Annotated in this window: 23 protein-coding genes; 13 read left to right on the top strand and 10 right to left on the bottom strand. The window is 76.9% G+C overall.

Features of this window, described 5'->3' with window-relative positions; all coding sequences use genetic code 11:
* Positions 1-3: 3 nt before the first annotated feature.
* The gene (locus tag SJY06_RS20195) at positions 4-729 is read right to left on the bottom strand and encodes a GNAT family N-acetyltransferase (RefSeq protein ID WP_380169334.1); all 726 of its coding nucleotides are present in this window, start codon (positions 727-729) and stop codon (positions 4-6) included.
* A gap of 13 nt (positions 730-742) precedes the next feature.
* A complete protein-coding gene (locus SJY06_RS20190; RefSeq protein WP_380169333.1) occupies positions 743-1,162 on the bottom strand; it encodes a rhodanese-like domain-containing protein in 420 nt (139 codons plus the stop codon).
* Between the two features lie 105 nt (positions 1,163-1,267).
* Here SJY06_RS20190 and SJY06_RS20185 point away from each other — a divergent pair, with 105 nt between their 5' ends.
* From SJY06_RS20185 to SJY06_RS20170, 4 genes are read left to right on the top strand one after another with little or no spacing between them, the layout of a single operon-like run.
* Positions 1,268-1,678, top strand: coding sequence for a MerR family transcriptional regulator (locus SJY06_RS20185; RefSeq protein WP_380169332.1), 411 nt, complete (start codon positions 1,268-1,270; stop codon positions 1,676-1,678).
* Complete coding sequence (locus tag SJY06_RS20180) at positions 1,675-2,658, top strand: aldo/keto reductase (protein ID WP_380169331.1); 984 nt, start codon at positions 1,675-1,677, stop codon at positions 2,656-2,658. The genes SJY06_RS20185 and SJY06_RS20180 overlap by 4 nt, the downstream gene beginning before the upstream one ends.
* Positions 2,659-2,704: 46 nt before the next feature.
* Positions 2,705-2,956: a DUF3072 domain-containing protein gene (locus SJY06_RS20175; RefSeq protein WP_380169330.1), complete on the top strand. Its 252-nt coding sequence runs from the start codon at positions 2,705-2,707 to the stop codon at positions 2,954-2,956.
* An 11-nt stretch (positions 2,957-2,967) separates the two neighbouring features.
* The gene (locus SJY06_RS20170) at positions 2,968-3,408 is read left to right on the top strand and encodes a GNAT family N-acetyltransferase (protein ID WP_380169329.1); all 441 of its coding nucleotides are present in this window, start codon (positions 2,968-2,970) and stop codon (positions 3,406-3,408) included.
* Positions 3,409-3,456: 48 nt separating this feature from the next.
* Here SJY06_RS20170 and SJY06_RS20165 read toward each other — a convergent pair whose 3' ends face one another.
* Positions 3,457-4,377, bottom strand: coding sequence for a helix-turn-helix domain-containing protein (locus tag SJY06_RS20165; RefSeq protein WP_380169328.1), 921 nt, complete (start codon positions 4,375-4,377; stop codon positions 3,457-3,459).
* A 27-nt stretch (positions 4,378-4,404) separates the two neighbouring features.
* On the opposite strand from SJY06_RS20165, the gene SJY06_RS20160 reads away from it, so the two are divergent.
* A complete protein-coding gene (locus tag SJY06_RS20160; protein WP_380169327.1) occupies positions 4,405-4,884 on the top strand; it encodes a VOC family protein in 480 nt (159 codons plus the stop codon).
* A 3-nt stretch (positions 4,885-4,887) separates the two neighbouring features.
* On the opposite strand, the gene SJY06_RS20155 is transcribed toward SJY06_RS20160, so the two are convergent.
* The gene (locus SJY06_RS20155) at positions 4,888-5,394 is read right to left on the bottom strand and encodes a MarR family winged helix-turn-helix transcriptional regulator (RefSeq protein ID WP_380169326.1); all 507 of its coding nucleotides are present in this window, start codon (positions 5,392-5,394) and stop codon (positions 4,888-4,890) included.
* A gap of 93 nt (positions 5,395-5,487) precedes the next feature.
* Here SJY06_RS20155 and SJY06_RS20150 point away from each other — a divergent pair, with 93 nt between their 5' ends.
* Positions 5,488-6,393, top strand: a complete 906-nt coding sequence (locus SJY06_RS20150) for a dioxygenase (RefSeq protein WP_380169325.1) — start codon at positions 5,488-5,490, stop codon at positions 6,391-6,393.
* Positions 6,394-6,424: 31 nt separating this feature from the next.
* On the opposite strand, the gene SJY06_RS20145 is transcribed toward SJY06_RS20150, so the two are convergent.
* Genes SJY06_RS20145 through SJY06_RS20125 form a run of 5 tightly spaced genes read right to left on the bottom strand, consistent with a single transcriptional unit; the run spans position 6,425 to position 11,359 of the window.
* On the bottom strand, positions 6,425-7,258 hold the full coding sequence (locus SJY06_RS20145; RefSeq protein WP_380169324.1) for an SDR family NAD(P)-dependent oxidoreductase: 834 nt from the start codon (positions 7,256-7,258) through the stop codon (positions 6,425-6,427).
* A complete protein-coding gene (locus tag SJY06_RS20140; protein WP_380169323.1) occupies positions 7,236-8,762 on the bottom strand; it encodes a flavin-containing monooxygenase in 1,527 nt (508 codons plus the stop codon). The genes SJY06_RS20145 and SJY06_RS20140 overlap by 23 nt, the downstream gene beginning before the upstream one ends.
* Positions 8,759-9,484 (bottom strand): hypothetical protein, encoded by a 726-nt coding sequence (locus tag SJY06_RS20135; protein WP_380169322.1) that lies wholly within the window; start codon positions 9,482-9,484, stop codon positions 8,759-8,761. Before SJY06_RS20135 ends, SJY06_RS20140 begins: the two co-directional genes overlap by 4 nt.
* A gap of 45 nt (positions 9,485-9,529) precedes the next feature.
* Positions 9,530-10,303, bottom strand: a complete 774-nt coding sequence (locus SJY06_RS20130; protein WP_380169321.1) for an AAA family ATPase — start codon at positions 10,301-10,303, stop codon at positions 9,530-9,532.
* Positions 10,304-10,333: 30 nt separating this feature from the next.
* The gene (locus tag SJY06_RS20125; protein WP_380169320.1) at positions 10,334-11,359 is read right to left on the bottom strand and encodes a S66 peptidase family protein; all 1,026 of its coding nucleotides are present in this window, start codon (positions 11,357-11,359) and stop codon (positions 10,334-10,336) included.
* A 62-nt stretch (positions 11,360-11,421) separates the two neighbouring features.
* Here SJY06_RS20125 and SJY06_RS20120 point away from each other — a divergent pair, with 62 nt between their 5' ends.
* The gene (locus tag SJY06_RS20120) at positions 11,422-12,075 is read left to right on the top strand and encodes a GNAT family N-acetyltransferase (RefSeq protein ID WP_380169319.1); all 654 of its coding nucleotides are present in this window, start codon (positions 11,422-11,424) and stop codon (positions 12,073-12,075) included.
* Positions 12,076-12,100: 25 nt separating this feature from the next.
* On the opposite strand, the gene SJY06_RS20115 is transcribed toward SJY06_RS20120, so the two are convergent.
* The gene (locus tag SJY06_RS20115; protein WP_380169318.1) at positions 12,101-13,033 is read right to left on the bottom strand and encodes a galactosyltransferase-related protein; all 933 of its coding nucleotides are present in this window, start codon (positions 13,031-13,033) and stop codon (positions 12,101-12,103) included.
* 159 nt (positions 13,034-13,192) lie between these two features.
* Between SJY06_RS20115 and SJY06_RS20110 the strand changes: the two genes are divergently transcribed.
* From SJY06_RS20110 to SJY06_RS20085, 6 genes are read left to right on the top strand one after another with little or no spacing between them, the layout of a single operon-like run.
* A complete protein-coding gene (locus SJY06_RS20110; RefSeq protein ID WP_380169317.1) occupies positions 13,193-14,344 on the top strand; it encodes a glycosyltransferase in 1,152 nt (383 codons plus the stop codon).
* A complete protein-coding gene (locus tag SJY06_RS20105; RefSeq protein ID WP_380169316.1) occupies positions 14,341-15,465 on the top strand; it encodes a hypothetical protein in 1,125 nt (374 codons plus the stop codon). The genes SJY06_RS20110 and SJY06_RS20105 overlap by 4 nt, the downstream gene beginning before the upstream one ends.
* Positions 15,462-16,577 (top strand): hypothetical protein, encoded by a 1,116-nt coding sequence (locus SJY06_RS20100; RefSeq protein WP_380169315.1) that lies wholly within the window; start codon positions 15,462-15,464, stop codon positions 16,575-16,577. The genes SJY06_RS20105 and SJY06_RS20100 overlap by 4 nt, the downstream gene beginning before the upstream one ends.
* Positions 16,574-17,560, top strand: coding sequence for a WcbI family polysaccharide biosynthesis putative acetyltransferase (locus SJY06_RS20095; RefSeq protein WP_380169314.1), 987 nt, complete (start codon positions 16,574-16,576; stop codon positions 17,558-17,560). Before SJY06_RS20100 ends, SJY06_RS20095 begins: the two co-directional genes overlap by 4 nt.
* Positions 17,557-18,642 carry a hypothetical protein gene (locus SJY06_RS20090; protein ID WP_380169313.1) on the top strand — a complete coding sequence of 362 codons (1,086 nt, stop codon included), beginning with the start codon at positions 17,557-17,559 and terminating at the stop codon, positions 18,640-18,642. The genes SJY06_RS20095 and SJY06_RS20090 overlap by 4 nt, the downstream gene beginning before the upstream one ends.
* The gene (locus SJY06_RS20085) at positions 18,639-19,853 is read left to right on the top strand and encodes a glycosyltransferase (RefSeq protein ID WP_380169312.1); all 1,215 of its coding nucleotides are present in this window, start codon (positions 18,639-18,641) and stop codon (positions 19,851-19,853) included. Before SJY06_RS20090 ends, SJY06_RS20085 begins: the two co-directional genes overlap by 4 nt.
* The last annotated feature ends 49 nt before the right edge of the window (positions 19,854-19,902 follow it).

Below are 19,902 nucleotides of genomic sequence, written 5' to 3'. Positions count from 1 at the left end.
AGGCTAGCCGCGCAGCTGCACGCCCAGCTGGTCCCCGACCTCGACGAAGCCCAGGGCGCGGGCGACCCGTCGTGACGGCTCGACCCGGGCGCGCCACTGCGGCAGCAGGCCGGCGGCCAGGGCGTGGGCCACGGCGGCCGACGCCGTGCGCCGACCCAGCCCGCCGCCCCGCTCGGTCCGGGCCGTGAGCACGCACAGGTGCGCCGCGCCGCCGGGCCAGGCGCGGTAGCCGCTGGCGGCCAGCAGGCGACCGCCCCGCCCCCGCACGACGAACGCGGGCGACGTGATGCCGTCCAGGCCGCTCTCCTCCGCCTCGGCGGGCACCACCGAGGCCAGCAACGAGACGACCTCGGCCCCGGAGCGCTCCACCGGCACGACCGGGGGCGCGCCCGGTGCGACCACGGGGGTGAACCCGTCGGCGCTCAGGTAGGCCAGGCGGGCGGGGCCGAGCGCGTAGCCGAGCCGGAAGCGCCGGGCCCAGGCGTCGAGGTCGGCGGCCTGCGCGGGGCCGACGGCGCGCAGGTGCTCCCGGACCGCGGCCGTCGCCGTGTCGTCGGGGACCGTGGCCAGCACGCCGTCGCCGATCCGGACCACGCCCACGAAGCCCGCGGGGCACAGCCGCGAGGACGGCGAGACGACCACGGTGGCCCCGTCGCCGAACGTCACGGGCACGGCGGCGAGCTGCTCCCAGAGCCGACGGGCGGGGGGCACGAGGTCGGCGGCGGGCACCCGCGCGATGGTGTCAGCCGGGCGGCGACGGCGAGGTCAGGGGGTCGGGGACGCGCCGGGTCCTGCCCGCTGCGGTCTGCACGGCCAGGCCCTCGCGCGCCCAGTACTCGAACCCGCCGATCATCTCCCGCACCGACGGGTAGCCCGCGCGGGCCAGCCCCAGGGCGGCCTTGGTGCTGCCGTTGCAGCCGGGGCCCCAGCAGTACGTCACCAGGTCGGGGTCGTCGCCGGGCGGCGGCAGCTCGTCGAGCCGGTCGGCGAGCTCGGCCAGGGGCAGGTGCCGGGCCCAGGGGACGTGCCCCTGGTCCCAGGCGGCCTGGCTGCGCACGTCCAGCAGCAGCGGTGCGTGCCCGGCGGCGCGGGCCGCGGCGACGTCGGCGGGGTCGGTCTCGAACCGCAGCCTCGCGGCGAAGTGGTCGGCGTTGCTCGTCATGGCCCGAGGATGGCCGACCGCGCCGGTCCTCGACCACGTCCCGGCCGCCGCCGCCGCACCCGACCGCTTGACCTGGAGCGCGCTCCAGGTCATAGCGTCGAACGCATGAGCTCCTCGATCGGCCAGGTGGCCGAGGTCCTGGGCGTGTCGGTCGACACGCTCCGCTACTACGAGCGGATCGGTCTGGCCGACCCGCCCGGGCGGGACCCGGCCGGTCGCCGTCGCTACGACGAGGCCGACGTGACCTGGCTGCAGTTCCTGCTGCGCATGCGCACCACCGGCATGCCCATCCAGCTGATGCAGCGCTACGCCGACCTGCGCCGGCAGGGGCCCGCCACCTCGGCCGAGCGTCGGCAGATCCTGCAGCAGCACCGGACCGACGTCCTGGCCCGGATCGCCGCGCTCACCGAGTGCCTGACCGTCGTCGACCACAAGATCGCGAACTACTCCCTCATCGAGGCCGGCCTGGTCGCCGGCCCCACCCCGCACGCCCGCCAGGAGGAGGTCACCGCATGAGCATCCCCACCCGCACGATCGGCCCGCTCGAGGTCAGCGCCGTCGGCCTCGGCTGCATGGGCATGAGCGCCTTCTACGGGCCCCGCGACGACGAGCAGTCCAGGTCCACCCTGCACCGCGCGCTCGACCTAGGCGTCACCCTGCTCGACACCGCCGACATGTACGGCCCGCACACCAACGAGCGCCTGGTCGGCGCCGTGGTCCGCGAGCGGCGCGACGAGGTCGTGCTGGCCACCAAGTTCGGCAACGTCGTCCACGAGGACGGCAGCCGGTCGATCGACGGCACGCCGGAGTACGTCCGCCGCGCCTGCGACGCGTCCCTGCAGCGGCTCGGCGTCGACGTGATCGACCTGTACTACCAGCACCGCGTCGACCCGGGCACGCCCATCGAGGAGACCGTCGGCGCGATGGCCGAGCTGGTGGCCGCGGGCAAGGTGCGGCACCTGGGCCTGTCCGAGGCGGGCGCCGACACGATCCGTCGGGCTGCGGCCGTGCACCCGATCGCGGCCCTGCAGAGCGAGTGGTCGATCTGGAGCCGGGACATCGAGACCGACGTCGTCCCCACCGCCCGCGAGCTGGGCATCGGGGTCGTCGCCTACTCCCCGCTGGGCCGGGGGTTCCTGACCGGCGCCATCACCTCACCCGCGGACCTGGCCGACGACGACTTCCGGCGGAGCAACCCCCGCTTCGCCGCGGACGCCTTCGAGGCCAACACGGCCGTGGTGCGCGAGGTGCAGGCCGTCGCGGCGGACAAGGGCGTCACCCCGGCCCAGCTCGCGCTGGCCTGGGTGCTGGCCCGCGGCGAGGACGTCGTGCCCATCCCCGGGACCCGCAGCGAGACCCGGCTGGCCGAGAACGTGGCGGCGGTCGACGTCGAGCTGACGGCCGAGGACCTCGCGCGGATCGAGGCCGTGGCGCCGCCGGAGGCGTTCACGGGGACCCGGTACGCGGCCGCCCAGATGGGGTCGATCGGGATCTGACGCGCGACGAGGTGCGCACCGGGGGGCTCGGACGTATGTTCGACAGATGAGCGAGAACACCACCACGCCGTCCGAGCCCGCGCCCGCCGGGACCGCCCCCACCGAGTCCGCCGAGTCCGCCGAGAAGCCCGTCGAGCAGTGGGCGACCGGTGACGAGCCGGCCACCGGTCCTCAGCTCAGCTACCTGCAGACCCTGGCCCGCGAGGCCGGCCGCGAGGTCCCCGAGGGCCTCAGCAAGGGCGACGCGTCGCTGCTGATCGACGAGCTGCAGGGCGCGTCCAAGCGGGTCGAGGACTGACCTCGACCGGGGTGACCCACCCGCCCCACCCGCCCGTCCACGTCGCGCCCGAACGCCCGCGCGACGTGGACGAGGTCGTCACGCTGTACGCGTCGGTCGGCTGGACGGCCTACACCGACCACCCCGACACCCTCGCCGTCGCCGTCGCGGGCTCCACCCACGTGGTGACGGCCCGGTCGGACGGTCGCCTGGTGGGGCTGGCCCGGGTCGTGTCGGACGGGGCCAGCATCTGCTACCTGCAGGACGTCCTCGTGCATCCCAGGGCTCGCCGGAGCGGCGTCGGTCGGCGCCTGGTCGAGGCCGTGCTGGCGCCGTACGAGCACGTGCGGCAGAAGGTGCTGCTGACCGACGACGAGCCGGGGCAGCGGGCGTTCTACGAGTCGCTGGGCTACCGCGAGACGCGGGACCACGGCGACGGGTCGATCAGGGCCTTCGTCCGCTTCGACGGCTGACGCGCCGTGGTGGCCGGCCACCACGGCTGCGGAGCGACGGGTCCGCGATCAGGGTCCAGGGGTGCTGCGCGGGCGGTCCACCGCATCCGTGGTCCGGGCCCGGGCGTCGGCCAGGTACGCCGTGGGCGTCACCCCGACCACGTCGCGGAAGTCGCGCGAGAAGTGCGCCTGGTCGAACCAGCCGAGCGACGCGGCCAGGCCGGCCAGGTCGTCCACCCGGCCGTCGTCCATCGCGGCGACGGCGTCCTGCAGCCGGTACCGGGCCAGGACGGCCTTGGGTCCGAGGCCGACGTAGGCGGCGAACGTGCGCTGGAGCCCCCGGGTCGACATGCCGGCCAGCTCCGCGACCTGCTCGACGCGGACCAGCGCGCGGTCGGTGACCATCGCGGCCAGCAGGTCGCGCAGCCGGCGGTACGCGGGGTCGGGCTCGTGGGCCAGCGGGCGGAGGGCGTCGTCGAGCCGCGCGGTGACGGCCTCGTCGGAGCCGTCCTCGCTCAGCACCCGGAGCGCGTCGTCCAGCCCGGACGCCGCGGCCTGGCCGCCCTGCTCCCCGAGGTCGGCCGGCGCCACCGGGCGGACGGTGGAGCGAGGGACGACGACGCCGGTCAGGGCCGTGAACCCGCCGGGCCGGAACTTGGCCGCCACCACCCGACCTCGCCCGGTCAGGTCGACGGTGAAGCGGTGGCCCACCACGCCGTGCAGCAGCACCGCGGGCAGCTCCACGCCGAACCGGGGGCGGTCGCCGCGCTCCAGGGACAGGTTGACGCTCGGGTGGGGCAGCACCTCGGAGCGGAACGGGCCCCGGCCGCTCCGGTCCCACCGCACGGCCCAGTAGCGCTCGACGAACGGCTCCAGGGCGGGTGACACCGGAAGGTCGCGCCGCAGGCCGGCCTCGCGACCGGTCGTGACGGGACGCAGCACGCCCCGGGTGGTGGGGTCGGTCGGTGTCGCGTTCGTCCAAGACGGCACCGTCCCAGGCTAGGGACGCTGTCGGACATGACGACCACCGACGGCCGACCTGACGGCTACTCCAGCCTCACCCCCTTCCTGGTCTGCTCGCCCGCGAGCGAGGCCGTCGACTTTCACTGCGACGTCTTCGGTGCCACCGTGGCGACGCGGATGGACGGCCCCGACGGCACCGTGCCGCACGCCGAGCTCGCGTTCGGGGTCGGCCGGCTGCAGCTCGGTGACCCGTCCGAGCAGTACGGCCTCGCCGCCCCGACCGGCCCCGCCACGGCCCCGATCAGCTCGTCGACGTGCGTGTACGTGGCCGACGTCGACGCGGTCTTCGCCCGAGCCGTGGAGCGCGGGGCCACGGTCCGGGAGGAACCGTCGACGTTCGTCACCGGCGACCGGTTCGCGTCGGTCGTCGACCCGTTCGGCCACCGCTGGGCGATCATGACCCGGGTCGAGGACGTGTCCGAGGCGGAGCAGGAGCGACGGCTCGCGGAGTGGGCGGCGGCAGGGCAGCCCTGAGCCTCACGCCTCGCGAGGGCGGTCGTAGCGCTCGTACAGCGGGGCCAGGCGGGCGTCAGGGTCGAGGCGGTGCAGCACGGCGTCGCCGATGGCGGCCAGCTGGCCGACCTGCTCCGGGCTCAGGGCGTCCAGGACGTGCTGCCGGACGTTGACGACGTGACCGGGGGCCGCCTGCCGGACCTTCGCCCAGCCCGCCTCGCTCAGCCGCACGTTCGTGGCACGGGCGTCGTCGGGGCACGGGACACGCTCCACCAGCCCCCGCTCCTCGAGCCGGCGCACCACGTGGGACAGCCGGGGCAGCGTCGCGTTGGTCTGCGCGGCCAGCGCCGTCATCCGCAGCGTGCGTTCCGGGGTCTCCGACAGCATCGCCAGCGCGTAGTACTCGAAGTGGGTGAGCCCGGCGTCACGGCGCAGCTGGGAGTCGAGCGCCCCGGGCAGCAGCTCGAGCAGCGCGGCCAGCCGGACCCAGGCGGCCAGCTCGTCGTCGTCCAGCCAGGGGGTGTCGTCCACGGGGGTGATGGTCGCAGCCAGAAGGTTGTCGCCACAAGTTTATGGCGGTACGGTGAAGTTGTAGCAACAACCTTCTGTCACCGGGAGCCCGACATGGCACCGACCACCCCAGCGAGCACGACGGCCGCCGCCGACGCGCTTATCCCGGCCGCCCACCCGTTCGCCGCGCACCTGGCCCGGGCCGCGCAGGCGCAGCAGGCCGCCCCGCACCGCGCGTGGACGCCGGCGGACGGGCCGATGCCGGCGCTCTACCTGAGCCACGGCGCCCCGATGCTGTTCGAGATGACCGGCTGGATGACCGAGCTGCACGACTGGGCCCGCGCCCTGCCCCGGCCCCGGGCGGTCCTCGTGGTGTCCGCGCACTGGGAGTCGGCGCCGACCATGGTCAGCAGCAGCGTGCCGGCGGACCTGGTCTACGACTTCGGCGGCTTCGCCGAGCTCTACTACCGGATGCGCTACGACACCCCGCCGGCGACCGACCTGGCCCGTCAGGTGGTCGGCCTGCTGCCGACGGCGGAGGCCGTGCACGAGCACCCGAGCCGTGGCCTCGACCACGGCGCGTGGGTGCCGCTGAAGATCATGTACCCCGAGGCGGACGTGCCGGTGCTCCAGCTGAGCATGCCCACCCACGACCCCGACCGGCTGCTGGCGCTGGGGCGGCGGCTGCGGTCGCTGCGCGAGCAGGGGGTGCTGGTCGTCGGCTCCGGGTACATGACGCACGGGCTGCCCTACCTGGACTGGTCCCGCCCGGAACAGGTGCCGGGCTGGTCGTCGGACTTCGACGACTGGGCTGCCGACGCGCTGCGCCGGGGCGACGTCGATACCCTCGCCTCGTTCCGCGACCGCGCTCCCGGCATGCCCTGGGCCCACCCCACGGTGGAGCACTTCACCCCGCTCTTCGTCACCCTGGGCGCCGCGACCGACCCCACGGCGGCCCCCACGACGACGGTCGACGGCTACGCGATCGGGCTGTCGAAGCGGTCGTTCCAGACCGCCTGAGCCTCACGCCTCGCGGCCCCGTCCGGGACGCTCAGCGGTCGCCGGCGAAGCGACCGCCGGTCACCCGGTCGACGACCGACCAGTACCGCTGGGGCGCCAGCCGGACCAGCGCGTCCAGGGCGTGGGCCTCCGGGCCGAGCAGGACGCGGCCGCGGCGCCGGTGGACCGCCCGCAGCACCAGCCGGGCCGCCCGGTGCGGGGGCATGCGCAGCAGCCGGTCCAGCTCGGCCAGCCCGGCCTCGGCCTGGTCCGCCGGGACGCCCGCGCCCATCCGCGCCGAGCGGGCGATCCCGGTCCGCACCCCGCCCGGGTGGACGACGGTGACCCCGGTGCCGGTCGGTCGCAGCTCGTGGCGCAGCGCCTCCGCGAAGCCGCGCACGGCGAACTTGCTCGCCGCGTAGGCGGCCTGGCCGGGCGGCGCGGCGAGGCCGAACACGCTGGAGACGAACACCAGGTGCGAGCCGGGCGGCATGGCCGGCAGGCAGGCGATGGTCAGCGCCACCACGGCGTGCAGGTTGACGGCGAGCAGCCGGTCCACGTCGGCCACCGACACCTGGTCCACCCGACCCCCCAGGGCGACGCCCGCGTTGTTGACCAGCAGGTCCAGCCGGCCGTGGTGCGCCGTCACGGCGGCCGCCACGTCGCTCAGGTCCCCTCCCTCGGCCAGGTCCACCAGGTGCGTGCTGACGTCCGGCGAACCACCGAGCCGGGCCGCCCGCGCCGTCGCCGCGAGCCCCACCGCGTCCCGGTCGAGCAGGGCGAGCCGGGCCCCGCGCGAGGCCAGGTCGTGGGCCAGGGCGGCGCCGATCCCGCCTGCGGCCCCGGTCACCAGGGCGACCCGGTCAGCGAACGTGAACGGCGGCACGACCGACCTCCCGGTCCGCGGTCCGGTCCGTCACGACCCGACGGTGGTGCTCGGCGGGGTCGAACCGGCGCACCGCCCGGCGGAACGCGGCCGCACGGTGCGGCCACAGCGTGGTGTTCCGGCCCCGGTCGTCCAGGTAGAAGCTCGTGCAGCCGCCGGCCACCCACACCGAGCCCGCCAGGTCGGCCTGCACCTGCTCGCTCCAGGCCCGCTGCGCCGCGACGGTGGGCTCCAGGACCGCCCGCTCGCCCGGCGCCAGGTCGGCCGAGGCCCGGTCCAGGGCCTGGAGCAGCCAGCCGACCTGGGCCTCGATGATGGCCACGATGCTGTTGTGGCCCAGCGCGGTGTTGGGCCCGACCAGGTAGAACAGGTTGGGGAACCCGGCGACCGCCGTGCCGCGCAGCGCCTGCATGCCGGTACCGGCCCAGTGCTCGGCCAGGGTGCGACCGTCGCGCCCGTGCAGCCGGTGCGCCACGGGCGGGTCGGTGGCGTCGAAGCCCGTGCTGCACACCAGCACGTCGAGCGGGTGCTCGACGCCGTCGGCGGTCGTGACGCCCGTCGCGGTCACCGCGGCCACGGGGGCCGTCACCAGGTCGACGTCCGCGCGGGCCAGGGCGGGGTAGTAGTCGTCGCTGACGAGGATCCGCTTGCAGCCCAACCGGTAGCCGGGGGTGAGTACGCGCCGCAGCGCCGGGTCACCGACCTGCCGGCGCAGGTGCGCCAGGGCGAGGCGCTCCAGGGCCCGGCCCGGCCGGCGGTGGGCCAGGGCGAGGTGGGTCAGGTCGTTGCGTCGGAACACCCGCTCCCGCGACAGCCGCTGCAGCCACGGCCACCGCGCGAACCACCGCCGCCGCCGGGGCGAGGTGGGGCGGTCGCGGCGCGGCACCACCCACGGCGCGCTGCGCTGGAACACCGTGAGGTGCTCGGCCCGCTCGGCCACCGGCGGGACGAGCTGCACGGCGGAGGCGCCCGTGCCGATCACACCGACGCGTCGCCCGGCCAGGGGCACGGTGTCGTCCCAGGTCGCGGAGTGCAGGCGGGGACCGGCGAAGTCGTCGAGCCCGGGCAGGTCGGGCCAGCGCGGCTGGACCAGGGGCCCCGCCGCCACCACCAGGACCTCGGCGGTCCACGGGCCCCGGTCCGTGGCCACCCGCCACAGCGCCGCCGACTCGTCCCAGTCGGCCCGGAGCACCTCGGTGCCGAGGCGCAGGTACGGCCGCAGGCCCTCGTCGGCCACCGTGCGCTCCAGGTAGGTCTGGATCTCGGCCCGGCCCGCGTACAGCGACGACCAGTCCGGGTTGGGGGCGAACGAGAAGGAGTACAGGTCGCTGCGGATGTCGCAGGCCGCGCCCGGGTAGGTGTTGTCCCGCCAGGTGCCGCCGACCTCGCGGCCCCGGTCGAGCACGACCAGGCTCGTCTCGCCGCGGCGCACCAGCCGCGCCGCGGCCCCCAGGCCCGAGAACCCGGCCCCGACGACCGCCACCCGGACGTGGCGCTCGCTCACCGCGCCACGTAGACGGTGCACGCGGACGTGCCGCCGGTGTGGAAGTTGGCGAAGCTCACCACGTGCGCCTCGACGTCGTCGAAGACCTGCCGCAGCACGCCCAGGAAGCCCTCGTGCGGCGGGTCGTCGGACCAGAGCCCGAACACGCCACCGGGGTGCATCCCGGCGCGCACCCGGCGCAGGCCGTCGGCGGTGTAGAAGTCGCCGTGGCTGGGGTGCAGCAGGTGGTCCGGCGTGTGGTCGATGTCGACCAGCACCGCGTGGAAGGCCCGACCCGGCCGGGCCGGGTCCAGCCCGTCCTCGCCACGCGCCAGGGCGAAGAAGTCGCCCTGCTCCAGCCGGGTCCGGGGGTCGGAGGTCAGTTCGGCGCTGCCGGGCAGCAGGTGCCGGTGGTGCCAGTCGATGACCTCGCCCGGGGCGTCGACGACCACCAGCTGACCGACCCGGTCGTCGGCCAGCACGGTGCGCGCGGTCCAGCCCAGGCCCAGCCCGCCGACCAGGACGTCGAGGCCGGTGCCGGCGGCGGGGTCGGGCGTCGCGGCCAGGCCCAGGCGGGCCAGGGCCACCTCGGAGTCGGTGAACAGGCTGGACATGAGGAACTCGTCGCCGAGCTTGACCTCGTACACGTCGACCAGCAGCGTCGGCTCGGTCCGGCGGCGCAGGCTGATCTCGCCCATGGCCGTGTCGGCCCAGGCCAGCTCCTCGATCTTCCTGCTCGTCACGCCGCCCCCTGCCTCGTCGGTCCCCGCCTCGCCGGTCCCGTGAGCCTAGGTGTACCCGGCCGGCCCGGCGCCCCCGGCCTCACCGGTCTCCGCGTCGAGCAGGTGGCGCAGGTAGCGGCCCGGCCCGGCCAGGAAGCTGCGCCAGTGCTGCACCAGCTGCAGGTCCTCCCAGGTGGTCTCCCGCAGGCCCCACTCGCCGACGTCCAGCAGCGTCGCCCCGGGCAGCGAGGCCAGCACGGGGGAGTGGGTGGCGCACAGCACCTGGGCGCCCTGGCGCACCACGTCGGACAGCACGCCCATCAGCGTCAGCGTCGAGGTGAACGACAGCGCGGCCTCCGGTTCGTCGAGGCAGTACAGCCCGGGCCCGTCGAAGCGGCTGCCCAGCACCTCGAGGAACGACTCGCCGTGGCTCATCTCGTGGAGCACGGGCTCCAGCCGGCGGCCCCCGGTGGGGTGCTGCTCGAGGAACGTGTACCAGCCGTGCATGGTCTCGGCCCGCAGGAAGAAGCCCCATCGGGCCGAGCCGACGCCCCGCTGCAGCCGCAGGGCGCCGGCCAGCGGTGACTCGCTCGGCCGGGTCGAGTGCACGGCCTGGGTGGACCCGCCCTCGGGCGACATGCCGTAGGCGACCGCCACGGCCTCCACCAGCGTCGACTTGCCCGAGCCGTTCTCGCCCACCAGGAACGTGACCCCGGGAGCCAGGTCGAGGCCGTCGGCCACGAGCCGGGCCACCGCAGGCACCGTCATGGGCCAGCGTGCGGGGTCCAGCGGCCGCTCGGGGTCGTGGCTGACCCGGACGACCGGGGGCTGGCGCTGCACGGCCCGACGGTAGCGAGGGGGTCGGACGGCTCAGGCCAGCGTCTGCGCGAGCGACCGGGTGCCGGCGGTGACCGTCAGGTCGGCCAGCGCGCCCTGGACCAGGGACAGCTGCGGCGGCACGTGTCCGAGGTCCACGTCCAGGACGACGGGCAGGTCGAGGTCGGCCAGGGCGCTGCGCAGGGCGTCCGCCTGGCTGAACCCGCCGGCTGCGGGCGCCCGGGTCCGGCCGACCAGCACGGCGTTGACCCGGTCGAACCAGCCCGCGAGCCGCAGGCCCCACAGCAGCCGGGCCACGTCCAGGGCGTGGCTCTCCGAGGCCTCCAGGTGCAGCAGCAGGCCCTCCGGGGCGTGGTCGGCCACGAAGCCCGCCACGTCGCCGTACGGGGTGCCGGCCAGCGGGGCGATGGTCTCCAGGCAGCCGCCCAGCAGCCGTCCGGTGGTGTGGACCTCGCCGGCGCCCGGGTCCAGCAGGGACCAGCCGCCCGGCCGGTCCAGCGTGGGCCGGGCGCCGGGGTCGTCGGCCCAGTCCGGGCTCGTGCCGCCGGCGTGGTGGGTCGACCCGCCCTGGACCAGGACCGACCCCGTCGGCGCCGTCACGGCGTCCAGCCAGGGCAGCAGCGGCTCGGGGACGGGGTCGGGGGTGTCCATCAGGTTGGGCGCGTGGACGCTCGCCGTCCCGGTGGTGGTGGTCAGCGCCAGCGTCAGCGTCGACACGTCCGAGTAGCCGACCAGCCAGGTCGCCTCCGCCGCGCGCAGCGCCGCCGGGTCCAGGTGCGGCAGCACCTCGACCGCGAGCTCGCCGCCCCAGGGCGGCACCACGGCCCGCACCGTCGGGTCGAGCAGCATCGCGGACAGCTCGTCGGCCCGCTCCCGGGCCGGGGCGCTGACGACGCCACCGTCGGCCAGGCACGCTCCGAGGCGCACCTCGTACCCCCGCTCGCGCAGGTGGGCCACGGCCAGGTCGAGCCGGGGCCGCAGCGCCGCCGGCACGCCGCTGGAGGGCGCCGTCACGCCGATGGTGTCGCCCGGGCGCAGCGGGGCGGGGAAGCGGATCACCGTCCGTACCGTCCGGTCGAGGTCCGGTCCTGGTTGTCGGTCACCCGGGGCAGGCTCCCGCCATGACGCGTCCCGCAGCAACCCCTGGCGACCGGGAGGAGACGGCGGCGCGGCTCGTGGTCCACCCGGCCGGCGCCGACCGGTTCGACGACGTACGCACCCTGCTGGGCCCCCGCGACCCGCAGGCCCCGGCCTGCTGGTGCCTGGCCTACCGCACGACGTCGGCGCAGAACGCCGCGCTGACGGGTGAGGACCGGCCCGGTCACCTGCGGGCCCTGTGCGAGCGTCCGGCCGCGCCCGGGGTGCTGGGCTACCTGGACGACGAGCCGGTCGGCTGGTGCGCGCTGGGGCCGCGGTCGGAGATGGGGCGCCTGCAGCGCTCCCGGACCATCCCGGTGATCGACGACCGGCCGGTGTGGAGCGTCGTCTGCTTCGTGGTGCGGCCCGGGTACCGGCGCCGCGGGGTGGCTGCGGCGCTGCTGCTCGGCGCGGTCGAGCACGCGCGCCGGCACGGGGCCACGACCCTGGAGGGGTACCCGGTGGACCCGGAGGGCGGCCGCATCAGCGGGTCGCTGGCCTACGTGGGGACGACTTCGCTGTTCGAGGGCGCGGGCTTCCGGCGGGTCACCCTGACCGACGCGCGCAGCGCGGGGCTGCGGCGCTGGCTGGTGCGGCTGGACCTGGACGCTCCGGACGGACCGGACGCACCGGACTGAGCGGCGGCCCCGCCGGGCCCACGGCTCAGCGCAGCCGCAGGACGTCGCCGTCCGGCTGCCACTCGACCACGCCCTCCGCGGCCAGGTCGGCCAGCCAGCCCGCCATGGGCCACCACCCCCAGGTCCGGTGGAACAGCGTGGCGTTGCGGACCACGTCGGGCACCTTGTCCCGGCGTCCGACCTCGGCGTGGTGCTGGTGGTAGCCCATGGCCCCGCCCACCCAGTGCAGCGACGCCCCCGCCCGCCGCAGCCGCATGGCGAAGTCGGTGTCCTCGCCGCCGTAGCCGACGTAGCGCTCGTCGAACCCACCGACCGCGCGCACCAGGTCGACCGGGGCGGCCAGGGACAACGTCCACAGCAGCTCCCAGCGGTCCTCGGCCAGCAGCTCGCCCGGGGCCGGCACGGGCCGCGCCGGGTGCGGCTCGGCGTGCCCGGCCAGCCCGGCCAGGTCGGCCCGGGTCGTCGGCACGTCGGGCGGCAGGTAGCCGACCGGGCCCGCGACCACACCACCGGTCCGCCGCACGGCGTCGACGTAGGTGCCGACCAGGTCGGGCGCGGGCACGACGTCCACGTCCAGCAGGACCACGGTCCCGCCGGCGGCGGCCGCCGCGACGCCCGCGTTGCGCGCCGCCGCGAGCGGGAGGGGCTCGCCGTCGGGCACGGGCAGGTCGACGACGACCGGGGTCAGGCCGTCCTGGCCGGCCGCCTCCCGCACGTCGGGACCACCCATGCGGACCACGACCCAGCCGAACGCGGTGTCCTGCTGCCGGGCCAGGCCCCAGGCCTGGCGCCGGAGGTGGTCCAGGCGGCCCCGGACGATGGTCACAACCGTGGTCGGCGCGCCGGCCGGCACGCCGGTCGGCCCGCCGGTCGGCACGTCGCTCGGCTCACCGGTCGGCACGTCGTTCGGCACCGTGCCGTCCGGCCCGGTCACCTGCTGGTCCGCGTCCGCCTGCACCGGGTCATCAGAGCACACCAGGCCCCCCCCGCCTGCGCCCCGTTAGGGCGGGTCGAATCGGGGTACCCCCCCTCTGCCACGCCTTCGTGGCCCGCCTCCCGGCTTCCCCGGTCCGGCGGATCGTGCGCCCGTCGACCGGGCCGTCAGGACGGAGCTCGGATGGCTGACGCCGTGCTGGACCACCTCGCCACCGCGCGACGGGTCCGGCCGCCCGCCGGGGGGGCCGACACCACGACGGTCGACCCCACCGGTCGCCGGCTGCGGATCGGCATCATCGCCCCGGTCCGGTTCCCGATCGCCCAGCCGTTCGCCGGCGGGCTCGAGGCGCACACCTGGTCCCTGGCCCGCGCGTTCACCGCGGCCGGGCACCACGTCGTGCTCTACGCCCACGGGGACAGCGACCGCGGCGTGGCCAAGGTCGTGCCCGTCTTCGCCCCGCCCGAGATCTCGCAGGCCGCCCGCGCCGACATCGCCGCCCCGCCCGAGCACTTCCTGTGGGAGCACCGCTGCATGCAGCAGACCGTGTCGCGGCTGCTGCGCGACGTGGACCGGCTCGACCTGGTCCACAACAACAGCCTGCACTACCTGCCGCTGGCGATGGCGGGGCTGCTGCCGACGCCCATGGTGACCACGCTGCACACGCCGCCCAACCCGTGGCAGGAGGCCGGGGCGCTGGACAGCGGCGGCTGCTCGCGGTTCGTGGCCGTGTCGCGTGACGTGGCCGACCGCTGGTCCGGCGTGCTGGGCGACGTCGAGGTGGTGCCCAACGGGCTCGACCCGGTCCTCTGGCCCGCCGGGGCCGGGGGCGGCGACCTGGTCTGGTCCGGGCGGATCGTGCCCGAGAAGGCCCCGCACCTGGCCGTGGCGGCGGCGGCCCGGCTCGGTCGGCGGATCGTGCTGGCCGGCCCGGTGCACGACCACGGCTACTTCGAGACCGAGGTCGCGCCGTGGCTGTCCGAGGACGTGGTCTACGCCGGCCACCTGGACAGCACGGCCCTGGCCCGCCTGGTCGGCTCGGCGTCCTGCGTGCTCGTCACCCCCTGCTGGGACGAGCCGTTCGGGCTGGTCGCGGCGGAGGCGATGCTCTGCGGCACCCCGGTGGCCGCGTTCGACCGCGGCGGGGTCGGCGAGGTCGTGGGCGGCGGCGGCGGGGTGCTGGCGCGTCCCGGTGACGTGGACGACCTGGCCCGTGCCGTCGTGGCCGCGCAGGCCATGGACCGGGGAGCGGTCCGGGCCCGGGCGCTGCAGCAGCTCAGCGCCCGGTCGATGGCCGAGCGCTACCTGCAGCTGTACGCCGGGGCCGCCGCGTGATCGGCTGGTACGTCCACGACCACGGCTCGGGTCACCGTCGTCGGCTCGAGGCCGTGGCGCCGCACCTGCCGGTGCCCGTGGTGGGCATGGGCAGCGGGGTGCCCGCCGACGGCGTGGCCTGGCTGCCGCTGCCCACCGACGCCACGGGCCGCCCCGGGGCCGCGGCCGTCGACCCCACCGCCGGCGGCGCCCTGCACTGGGCGCCCCTGGGTGAGGCCGGGATGCTGGGCCGCGCCCAGGCCGTGGCGCAGTGGGTGCGCGACACCGGCTGCCGGCTGCTGGTGGTGGACGTGTCGGTCGAGATGCTGCTGCTGGCCCGCCTGCTCGGGGTCGCGACGGTGGCCGTCGTGCAGCCCGGGGTGCGGGACGACACCGCCCACCGGCTCGGCTACGACACGGCCGCGACGCTGCTGGCGCCGTGGCCCGAGGCGGCCGGGGTGTCGGGCGCGCGGTCGGAGCGCACGGCGTGGACGGGGGCGTTCTCGCGCGACGACGCCGCCACCGGTGCCGCCGTCGGCCCCGCCTGCGACCACGACGGCCCCTGCGTGGCGCTGGTGCTGGGTGCCGGTGGGCACCGCATCGACCGCGGGCAGGTGGCGGCGGCCGCCGCGGCGACGCCGGGTTGGTGCTGGCACGTGGCGGGGGACCTGGGCCCGGCGGCCGGACCGGCGGCCGGGACGGGCCGGGTGGTCGAGCACGGCACCCTGCCCGACGTGCGCGGCCTGCTCCAGCACGCCTCCGTCGTGGTGGGGCCGAGCGGGGGAGGGCTGGTCGCGGAGGTGGCGGCCGCCGGCCGGCCGTTCCTGGCCCTGCCCCAGCCGCGCCCCTTCGACGAGCAGCACGAGCTCGCCCGGCTGCTGGCCCGGCTCGGCTGCGCCGAGGTCGCCACCACCTGGCCATCGCCGCCGGAGTGGGCGGGGCTGCTGACGCGGCTGGCCGCCGGGTCCCCGACGGCGCCCGGACGCTGGGCGCGCTGGTCCGACGGCCACGGGGCCGAGCGCGCGGCCGCGCTGCTGCTGCGCACGCTGCGAGCCGTCACTCCCGGCGCGACCGTGACGCCCGGCGCGAGCGCGGTGGCCCGTCGTCCCGAGGTGCCTGTGAGCAGCGGGGCCACCCGGTGACCCGGTCCGCCCCGGGGGAGCGCCCCCGCCCGCGCGTGGTGCACGTGCCGGACGCGCACGCCTACGTCGAGCACGTGTCCCGGCTGCCCGAGGACGTCTCCGTGCGTCCCGCCCCGGCGGTCCCCGGCGCCACGGCGGTCCCGGGCGTCCCGTCCGGCCCGGCCGGGCGGCTGCCCCGGTTCAGCTGGGAGGACGGTCCGCAGTGGGTCCGCGCGCACGCCGCCGAGTTCGACGTGCTGCACGTGCACTTCGGGTTCGAGCGGCTGAGCGTGGCCGAGCTGACGGCGCTCGTGGCGGCGCTGGCCGAGGCGGGCCGCGCACTGGTGTGGACCGCCCACGACCTGACCAACCCGCACCTGGTCGACCAGGCGCTGCACGAGCAGCAGCTCGCGGTGCTGGCCGAGCACGCCGCGGCCGTCCTCACCCTGACCCCGGGGGCGGCCGAGGAGATCCGGCGCCGGTGGGGACGGGTCGCCACCGTGGTGCCGCACCCCCACCTGGCTCCGGCCGAGGTCATGGCCCGGGTACGGCCCGGGACGCGCGGTGCCCCGGTCGTCGGGCTGCACCTGGGGCTGCTCCGGCCCAGCACGGACCGCCGGGTCGTGCTGGCCCTGCTGGACGCCGTGACCGAGCTGCCGACGGCGACGCTGCGGGTCCACCTGCGCGAGGAGGTGCTGGCCGCGGGGTTCCCCCGGCCCGACCGCGAGCTCGTGCGCGAGCTGCACCGCCCCTCCCGGGCCGGCCGGGTCGACCTGCGGGTGGGCGGGCGCCTGCCGGAGCCGGCGCTGTGGGACGAGCTGTCGTCGCTGTCCGCGCTGGTGCTGCCCTACCGCTGGGGCACCCACAGCGGCTGGGTCGAGAGCTGCTACGACGTGGGCACCCCCGTCGTCGCCCCCGAGAGCGGTCGCTGGTCGGAGCAGCAGCCCGTGCACACCTTCCGCTCGGGACCGTCCGGGCCCGACCGCGCCTCGCTGGTGGACGCCCTGCGGCGCGCCGTGGCGGCCGGACCGCGCCGCAGCAGCGTGGCGTCGGAACGGCTGAGCGGGCGCACCCGCGGCGTCGTCGAGCACGACCGCGTCCACCGGCTGGTCGCAGCGGGCGACCGGCTGTGACCGCGTCCGACGCCCCGGCGGGCGACCCGGGGCCGGAGGCGGGGCCGCCCCCCGGCATCGACGGTCGGACCTGGCACTTCCGCGACTTCTACGGCGTGGGACCGCAGCCGGACGACGACGCCGCACCCCTGCTCGTGGTGCACGGCAACTGCCAGGCCGAGGCGCTGCGGGTGGTGCTGGCCGGCAGCACCGACCGGTTCCGGACCGTCCGGGTCCCGGCGGTCCACGAGCTCACCGCCGCCGACGTCGAGCCGCTGCAACGACTGCTCGCCCGCTGCGACGTGCTGCTCAGCCAGCCGGTGAGCACGGGGTACCACGACCTGCCGCTCGGCACCGCCGACGTGCGCTCCGCCGCCCCGCGGGCCCGCCTGGTGATGTTCCCCGTGGTCCGCGACAGCCGGCTGCACCCGTTCCAGGCGCTGGTGCGCGTCCCCGCCGCCGGTGAGCCGCCCGTCGTGCCCTACCACGACCTGCGCACGCTGGCCCTGGCCGCCAGCATCGACGGCTCGCGCACCGCCGCCGCCCCGGCCGGGCGCCCCGCGGTGCAGGCCGACGGCGTCCGCGAGGTGGCCCGCCGCTCGCAGGCCGAGCTGGCCCGGCGGCAGCGGGAGCACGGCACCATCGCGGTCGACGACCTGCTCGAGGCGGCCGGGGCCGAGGCGTCGCACACCCTCAACCACCCGGGCAACCCCGTCCTGCTGGGACTGGCCCGTCGGGTCCTGGACGAGCTGGACGACGACCACGAGGCGATCGACCCCGGCCGCACGCTGCTGCGCTCCGTGCTGTCGCCGCTGGACGCCGACGTGCTGGACGCGCTCGGCCTGGACCCGGGCCGGGCCCGCGCGGACTGGTCGGTGGACGGTGTGCCCGTCCCGGACGAGACGGTCGTCGGCGAGCAGCTGTCCTGGTACGGCCGCCACCCGGACGTCGTCCGGGCCGGGCTGCGGCGGCACGGCGCGACCATGGAGGTGCTCGGCCTGTGACCGCCCCGCTGCACCACCTGGTGGTCGGGCCGCCCCGGCACGGCGTCACCCGGTACGCCGAGCTGCTGCTGGCCGCGCACCCCGTCCCCGCCGGGCGGGTGGTCCGCGTGCCCCACCGGCTCGGCCCCGACGACCTGCCCGACCTGCTGGGGCGGCTGCCGGTCGGTGCGCCCGTGCACACCCACGTCACCGACCACCTGTTCGGCGGCTCCCCCGAGCAGGCCCTGGCGGCGCTGCGCGCGCTGGCGGCCGGACGCGCGCTGTCGGTGACCCTGCACGACGTGCCGCAGGCCTCCGACGGCGCCCCGTGGGCCCGGCGGCGCGCCTGCTACGCCGGGATCGCCGCCGTGGCGTCCCGGGTCGTGGTCAGCAGCGAGCACGAACGACGTCTGCTGGTCCGGCTGCTGGCCGAGGCCTCGCCGCACGGTGGCCGGCGGCCCGAGGTCTCGGTGGTCCCGCTCGCCGCGCCCGACGCCGACATGGCGGAGCCCGATCCCGTGGCGGAGCCCGATCCCGTGGCCGAGCCCGAGCCCACCGGCCCCGACCGGTCGGGGCCGGCGCCCGCGTCCCGCGAGGTGGCCGTCCTGGGGTTCGTGTACCCCGGCAAGGGCCACGCCGAGGTGCTCGAGGCCCTGTCCGCGCTGCCCGGCGACGTCGGGCTGCGCGTCCTGGGCGGGGCCTCACCCGGGCACGACGACGTGGTCCGGCGGCTGCACGAGCGCGGCGCGGCGATGGGACGGCGGGTCGTCGTGGACGGCTGGGTCGACGACGCCCGGCTGCCCGGGCTGCTGCGTCGGGTGACCGTGCCGGTGTTCGCCCCGCGTCACGTCTCCGCGTCCGCCTCGCTGGTGCAGTGGGGGGCGGCCGGGCGCCGGCCGGTGGTCACCCGCAACCGCTACACCGAGGAGGTCGCCGCACGTGCCCCCGGGGCCCTGCTGCTGGTCGACGACACCGCCGAGGCCCTGGCCGCCGGTCTGCTGGCCGCCCTGACCGACCCGGCCAGCACCCGCTGCGTCCCGGGGCGGGCGGGGCACGAACCGGCCGCGGCGGCGGCCGCCACGTTCGGCGAGGTCGCCGCGTGAACGGCCCGGACGTCTCCGTGGTGGTCGCGCACTACGACCAGCCCGCCTCGTTGGCGCTGGTGCTGGCGGCGCTGCGCGCCCAGACGCTGCCGCCGGAGCGGTTCGAGGTCGTCGTCGCCGACGACGGCTCGCCCGTGCTGCCGCAGGTGGGGGAGCAGCCGTTCCGCGTCGGCGTGGTCACCCAGCCCGACCGCGGGTTCCGGGCCGCCGCGGCCCGCAACCTCGGCACCCGGGCCACCACGGGCGGTCTGCTCTGCTACCTCGACGCCGACACGGTGCCCGAGCCGGGGTACCTGGCCGCGGTGCTGGCGGAGGCGGAGCGGACGCCGGACTGCCTCGTGGTCGGCCGCCGCCGCCACGCCGAGCTGCAGGGGTGGGGGCCCGAGGAGCTGCTCGACTTCTTCGCGGGCCGTCGCGACGGGCCGCAGGAGCTGCCCGAGCCGGCCTGGCTGATCGACGGCTACCGCTGGACCGACGACCTGCGGGCCGCCGACGACGAGTCCTACCGCTACGTCATCGGCGCCGTGCTCAGCGTGCACCGCGACCTGCTGGAGCGAGCCGGCGGCTGGGACGAGCGGTTCGTCGGCTACGGCGGCGAGGACTGGGAGGTCGTCAACCGCTGCTGGCTGGCCGGGGCCCGCATGCGCCACGTCCGCGAGGCGGTGGCCTGGCACGACGGCCCCGACTTCGCCGGCCGCGAGGTGGACCGGGTCGCGGTGCAGAACGCGCAGGCGGTGGCCCTGGCGCGGCTGCTCCCCTCCGAGGCGACCCGGCCTGCCGGCCTGGTGTGGGAGTACCCGCAGGTCGTCGTCGAGGTCGACGACCGCGGCTGGACGGACGAGCAGGCGCTGCTGTGCGTGGCGTCCCTGCTGGCGGGCACCGACGCCGGCGTGTGGCTGCGCGAGGGCCACGTCGCCCGGCCGGCCGGGCCGCTGGGGCAGGACCCCCGGGTCCACGTCGGCACCGTCCCCGGTGACGTCCGTCGTCGCTGCCGGGCCACGGTCCGCGTGGACCGGGCGGTGGAGCTGGCCGAGCCGCTGCGCGAGCTCGTGCGGCGGGCCCCGGTCGACCTGCCGGGCCTGCGGGTGCGGCCCACCCGTCCCCGCCACGACCGGGACCCGGGGACCGTCGTCGACCTGACGCACGACGTGGCACCGGCCCCCAGCCTGGGTGCCGTGCTGCGGGAGCGCGCCGAGGCCCGGGTGCGCTGAGGCCCGGGTGCGCTGAGGCGGTGGGGGTCGACCAGACTGGTGGCCCCAC

This window comes from Jannaschia sp. R86511 (assembly GCF_042466345.1).
In the GTDB taxonomy this organism is placed as follows: domain Bacteria; phylum Actinomycetota; class Actinomycetes; order Actinomycetales; family JBBAYJ01; genus Aquipuribacter.
The sequence above is the reverse complement of the archived record's forward strand: the minus strand, read 5'-3'. Positions and strand labels throughout refer to the sequence as shown.